This window comes from Flavobacterium sp. ACAM 123 (assembly GCF_000264055.1).
GTDB lineage: Bacteria > Bacteroidota > Bacteroidia > Flavobacteriales > Flavobacteriaceae > Flavobacterium.
In genome coordinates, this window is the sequence record NZ_AJXL01000155.1 from 1 (window position 1) to 5,776 (window position 5,776).

Consider the following 5,776-nt stretch of genomic DNA (forward strand, 5'->3'; position numbering starts at 1 on the left):
TTTTTATCTAACATAATATTATTATTTTTTATTCTTAAGCATCTCAACTGATTGCTTTGCATATCCATTTTCAGGATCGATAGCAAGCGTTTTATTGAAGAATTCAATAGCTTTCACTTTATCAGTGTTTGCATAACCTGCAGCCATTGTATTGTAAGCCTCAATTAATTTACCCTTCACAGTAGCCTTAGCCATTTCTTCAGGACCTTTCTTAGTTACAATATCAATATATTGTTGATAATATTTGATCATTAGATCATCATTTCCAAGCAACGTGTTAGTTCTTGCACGATAAACATAAACATCTTGAGTTTCCGGAGATGCTTCAATCACATTTCCAAAAGCCACATCTGCTTTTTGTAAAGCGATAGAGTCTTTCACCGCTCCAGTTTTTGTGTTGTCAAAGTAAAGCGAATTACCTAAATAAAAATTGTCTAGTAAATAATTTTTAGATTCTTTATTTGAAGTCGCGATTTCAAAAATTCCTGCAGCCTCCTTATAAAATTTTTGCTCATAAAGACCCTTACCAGCATCGCTTAATTCATTAACAACAGCATTATCCATAGCAACCGCTTTCTTAATAAGCTCAATCCCTTTATTAAATAGAACTGGATCTACAACAGTTGCATCAACACCCATTGTCGCTTTTTTAATGTTTGACAAACCTAAATATAAATAATCAAGCGAAATTACATTATTCATAGAGTTTGCAGTATAATCCTGTAGCGATTTAATAGCCACGTCTACATTATTGTTATAATAAGCAGAGTATCCTAAATAACGAAAAATTCTCGGGTTAATTTTGTCAATTTGCTTCATTTTATCAGCTTCGATTTCTAAAGCTTCGTAATCATGAGCGACAACTAAGAAGTCAGCATGACGCATACGTGAATCTAACGAATAATCAGTTAAAGTCATATATTTTTCATAGTAAGACAACGCTTGTTTCATATATTCATCGTTTCTAGAAGGCACGTTCACCGCCCAGTAATAATATGTTTCTGCTAATTCACGATAAAGAGGTCCGTAATTAGGATTTGTTGCTATTACATCAGTAAAAGCTTTCACCGCCTCAACGTATGCTTTCGCACCTTTTAGCAAAACTCCTAATTGCATCTTAGCTCTTAGCAGTGTATTATCCGCTTGAAAAGCATTACGATATGCTGAATATGCTGCATTCTGATTCTTGTCTCCGTAATGAGCATCACCAAAAGCTAAGAGCACTTGAGGCTCCTCTGCATTTCTTTCATTAGCCAGTTTTAAAGTCTGAAGTGCAGCTTTATAATCCGGTTTATCAGAATTCATGTAAGCACGCGCAATATATACGTACTCTGAATGGTCTCTTCTTCCCATTTCATTTTTAGCTATTTCAAATTTAGCTTTTGCTGCAGCAGCATCTCCATTATTAAGATCTAATTGACCTAATCCAATATGATTAAAATGCTCATCATCCTTTGCCTCTAATCCTTTTTGATATGTCATTTTCGCAGAATCTACTACCTTTTGTACAAGATATACGTTCCCTAAAAGAAAGTATGCTTTCCCTTCAGATGGATCCGATTTAATAATTGATTTTAAAGTCGATTTAGCACTTTCAAATTGTTCTGCGTCAATCGCTTTTTTAGCTTGATCTATATCCTGTGCGTTCACTAAGGATACCGTGGCCAGAAAGGCAACACTTAAAATTTTAAATTTGTTCATTTTAACTTTATTTGATTTATTCATTTTCATTTTCATTGTTTGATTTGTTTTTAAATACAACTTTTCTTGGAGGCATACGTACAGGCAACAATCCCGCTTTCAAAATTATCCTTTGTCCTATATCTCCAGCTACAAATGAAGCGAAGCCCATTCCTAAACCAAAAGATCCCTGACAATTAATAATATACAAATCACGTGCCAAAGGGTACTTTCCTTCGGCTAAATTGTTTTGTGTAGGGGCAACAAACTCCTCACCGCCCTCTCCTTTAACGCTTAATACGTTAATATTTTTCATAAGATCACGTATGTCAGGTGACGGCTGATACAGCCAATTTACACCAACAACACCTATCATACCATCATTATCAGCTACAAATTTGACAACATCTTTATTTAACTTAAAGGAGTACACCGCTTCTTTAGGCATTTCTGCTATTCCTGCCAACTCATTCATATATCGCACAGTACTCGAATTTGGATTATCAAAAACTAATCCTTTGACTCTCGTTTGTGGTCTCCCTTGCATAAAAAGGATCACATCTTTCAAAGCTATCAAGGTGTCATTATTGCCTTTATTAGATATAAAAGCAACTGCATCAGTACCAATTTTGGTTGTCTTTGGTTTAATTTTGAGTTGTTCAAAATATTTGACCTCCTTATCATTCAATTTTCTGGACAGGATTACAATACGAGAGGTATCTTTAAGGAATGCTCGCATCACCTCTTTTTCAGATCTGGACTCCAGAAGGATTGTGGCTTTATATTGGTTTTGAAAAATAGTAATCTCATCTTCCATTACCGGCTCTAAAGTTTCATCGACAAGAATCGTTGCTGTACCTTTAAGAATAGTTTCTTTCTCAACCTCCGCCTTTTTACAACCGACAAGCACTCCAAAAACGATCAGCGCCAAAACAAAAATACGTCCTGCAAAATTTTTCATAATCTAATCTTTATTATCATTTATAATCCGTCTACCCCTTAATAAAGAATACGCGATGAGCAGAATTCCAAAGGTAATCCTATAATTCATTGACATATCTAAAGGAAATTGTTTCATAAAAATAATCAATAGTCCCAAGGCCAAATAAACGACAAAAAACAAAATTGCCAAAACGAGAAGAAATCGCTCTTTGAGCGATTTCTTCTGAATATTTTTAACTGTTTTTTCCAACATTAATCCGCTGTTTGAATTTGAATCGGAAGGGAGTATAATACTCTAACCGGCTTCCCGTTTTGAATACCTGGATTCCATCTCGGACATTTACTCAAAACTCGTATGGCTTCTTTTCCTGTTCCATAACCAATATCTCTTAGTACTTTGATATCAGTTAATGACCCATCTTTTTCCACTACAAAAGTAACATAAACTTTACCCTTAAGACCTTCTTCTTCAGGGGCTCTATAGTTATCTCCTACATACTTGTAGAATTTAGCCATACCACCTGGAAATTCAGGTTTTACTTCGATACCAGCCGTGTTATAAATTTGATTATCTTCTTCAACAATTTTGGTTGGACCTGGACCAACTGGAGCAACAGACAACACAGCATCCGGATCTCCTTTTATGGTTTGAGCACCAAGTTTTTTTTCTTTAATCTCCACGATTTTCGGTGGCTCTTCAGTTACTTCCTCAGCCTTAGCAACCACTGGCTTCACAAACTTAACTTGATCCACTTTTGGTGGTGGTGGAGGTGGTGGTGGAACATTTAGTTTAGGCTCTTCCTTCTTTGGAGGTAACTTAATGGCCGTAATTTTAATATCCCTGTCCATATCTTCCTCTTTACCTTTAGGAATTAAGTCTATGATAAGGGGAGCGGCGACAGCGAGACTAAAAAATATAGCACCTAAAATAAGCGCTTTTACAGTAGTTTTCCCGTTTGACTTTCTTAATTCATAAGCTCCGTAAGTCTTGTTACGACCCTCGAACACGATATCAAGCCATTGATTTTTTAATATGTCTAGTTTCATTTTTCTTAATTATTAGGTTATTAAGAAAACAAGGTTACTCCTGTTTTCCCTCTAACAATTTTAGTTCCTCAGCCGAAAAATCATTAACGATAGTATAAGTTGGCACATCAGAAATTGCCATCTCGTCTAGTATATCAATCACGTTTTTATAACTCGATTTCTTACTAGGCTTTATAATTACAATCATCCCTTTATCCTTATTTCCTGTATAGGCAAGAACTGATTTTTTTCTTTCTAGAATTTCCTTACGCAAACCATCTTTACCGAATGTAATCTCCTTTGGACCAGCTATTGGCGTAGCCAATAAACCCATATAAAAAACCATCTTGTTGTTATCGCCTAACATTACAGTCATCGTACGATTTTCATCAACCTTAATATCCGCACTTTCCACGTCCGGATCCTTATCTGGCAACCCCAAGTTCATTGATTGAGGTTTAGACAATGTCGTAGTAAGCATAAAGAATGTTATTAATAAGAAAGCCAAATCTACCATAGCAGTTAAATCTACTTTTGCATTTGATTTTTTACTTCTTACCTTCCCACCTTTTTTGCCTCCACCGTCGCCGGTATTTAATTCAGCCATTTTAGTGTCTTTTTTTTATTAAAAATCTTTTCCTCTTAAACCAGTAACTAAACTAAAGCTATTGATTTTTTGATCTTGTAAAATATCCATCACTTGTTTAATGGCTGGATACTCTTCTTTTGCATCACCTTTAATAGCGACCTGCAATTCTTTATCATTTACCTCTATATTCGCAAGACGCGCATTATAGATCCACTCTTTCAATTGATTATTTAACGAATCTGTAGGAATACCAGGCTGTTCTGCTTTACTTCTATCAGACGCCTTCATATCAATGATTTGCTTAAGATTAGCAATTGGCACACCAAAATCATCCATCCTTGAAAATGTATTTTTTTCAGCATCAGTAAAATCTACACCATATTTCTCTCCCATCAACTCTAACGTTCTCATGCGAACCTGTTTTCCTTTCAAATCAAAGAAAACCATGCCTTTTCCTACAGTTAAAGTAGCCAGATCAGATTCAGGCAATTTAGTCTGAACGGTCGAAGCAGGAGTATCTACAGGCAATGCTTCTGGTATTTTGGCTGTTGAAGTCATTACAAAGAAGGTAAGCAAAAGGAATGCGACATCACACATCGCAGTCATGTCTGTAGACCCCGGATTTTTTTTTATTTTTATTTTAGCCATTCTTTTTGTTTTTTATTTGATATCAATATCAACCTAATTATTGCTTCAAACTTCCTCTGAATCTTCTATAAGTATTCACAATAGAAACAGCAGCTTCGTCAATGGAATACGTTAAATCATCAATTTTTGAAGTAAAGAAATTGTAAGAGATAATTGCTACAGCTGAAGTTCCAATACCTGTTGCAGTGTTAATAAGTGCTTCAGAAATACCAGCTGCAAGCTGCGCTTGATCAGGAGTACCAGCAGCAGCCAATGCACCAAATGCTTTAATCATACCTGCTACAGTCCCTAACAATCCAACAAGAGTTCCTAAAGAAACCAAAGACGAAATAATCGTCATGTTCTTCTGCAACATTGGCATTTCAAGTGAAGTAGCTTCTTCTATTTCTTTGTGAATAGTCTCTGACGCTTCTTCACTATTAAATCCTTCTTTTTTAACTGCTTGGTATTTTACAAGTGCGGATTTAATTGCATTTGCAACAGATCCTTGTTGCTTGTCACAAGAAGCGATCGCCTCATCGATTTCGCCTTGTTTGATGCTTGCTTGTATCTTCGTCATGAAAGTGTCCAATTTAGTTTTACCAGCGGCTTTAGATATAACAAAATATCTTTCAATAGAAAAAACAAGAACCATTAATAACATCCCTAATAATACTGGTACAATTGCACCTCCATGATATACTTGCCCCAACGTATTCAAAGGAACACCCGCTTCTGGATTTCCACCTTCAAAATTCGAAGGATCACCCATAATAAATTTCCAGATCAACACACCAACACCGATACACGCAACAATAATGATTCCTGAAACCATTCCTCCACCGTTTGAAGTGCTTTCTTTTTTAACGTTTGCCATTTTTTCTAATTTTAATAGTTTTAAATAATTTATTT

At 35.5% G+C, this 5,776-nt stretch carries 6 protein-coding genes; all 6 read right to left on the minus strand.

Features of this window, described 5'->3' with window-relative positions:
* Positions 1-21: 21 nt before the first annotated feature.
* On the minus strand, positions 22-1,701 hold the full coding sequence (locus A3SG_RS0117125) for a tetratricopeptide repeat protein (protein ID WP_029596883.1): 1,680 nt from the start codon (positions 1,699-1,701) through the stop codon (positions 22-24).
* Between the two features lie 16 nt (positions 1,702-1,717).
* Positions 1,718-2,641, minus strand: a complete 924-nt coding sequence (locus tag A3SG_RS0117130; protein ID WP_016991228.1) for a PstS family phosphate ABC transporter substrate-binding protein — start codon at positions 2,639-2,641, stop codon at positions 1,718-1,720.
* 233 nt (positions 2,642-2,874) lie between these two features.
* A complete protein-coding gene (locus tag A3SG_RS0117140; protein ID WP_016991230.1) occupies positions 2,875-3,669 on the minus strand; it encodes an energy transducer TonB in 795 nt (264 codons plus the stop codon).
* 34 nt (positions 3,670-3,703) lie between these two features.
* Complete coding sequence (locus A3SG_RS0117145) at positions 3,704-4,255, minus strand: ExbD/TolR family protein (protein WP_016991231.1); 552 nt, start codon at positions 4,253-4,255, stop codon at positions 3,704-3,706.
* Positions 4,256-4,273: 18 nt separating this feature from the next.
* A complete protein-coding gene (locus A3SG_RS0117150) occupies positions 4,274-4,885 on the minus strand; it encodes an ExbD/TolR family protein (RefSeq protein ID WP_016991232.1) in 612 nt (203 codons plus the stop codon).
* A 37-nt stretch (positions 4,886-4,922) separates the two neighbouring features.
* On the minus strand, positions 4,923-5,741 hold the full coding sequence (locus A3SG_RS0117155; protein ID WP_029596884.1) for a MotA/TolQ/ExbB proton channel family protein: 819 nt from the start codon (positions 5,739-5,741) through the stop codon (positions 4,923-4,925).
* Between the last annotated feature and the right edge of the window lie 35 nt (positions 5,742-5,776).

Excerpts from the sequence above, each read along its gene's own strand:
- A3SG_RS0117140 (WP_016991230.1), bottom strand. The coding sequence starts at position 3,669 with ATGAAACTAGACATATTAAAAAATCAATGGCTTGATATCGTGTTCGAG.
- A3SG_RS0117130 (WP_016991228.1), bottom strand. The coding sequence starts at position 2,641 with ATGAAAAATTTTGCAGGACGTATTTTTGTTTTGGCGCTGATCGTTTTT.
- A3SG_RS0117125 (WP_029596883.1), bottom strand. The coding sequence starts at position 1,701 with ATGAACAAATTTAAAATTTTAAGTGTTGCCTTTCTGGCCACGGTATCC.
- A3SG_RS0117150 (WP_016991232.1), bottom strand. The coding sequence starts at position 4,885 with ATGGCTAAAATAAAAATAAAAAAAAATCCGGGGTCTACAGACATGACT.
- A3SG_RS0117155 (WP_029596884.1), bottom strand. The coding sequence starts at position 5,741 with ATGGCAAACGTTAAAAAAGAAAGCACTTCAAACGGTGGAGGAATGGTT.
- A3SG_RS0117145 (WP_016991231.1), bottom strand. The coding sequence starts at position 4,255 with ATGGCTGAATTAAATACCGGCGACGGTGGAGGCAAAAAAGGTGGGAAG.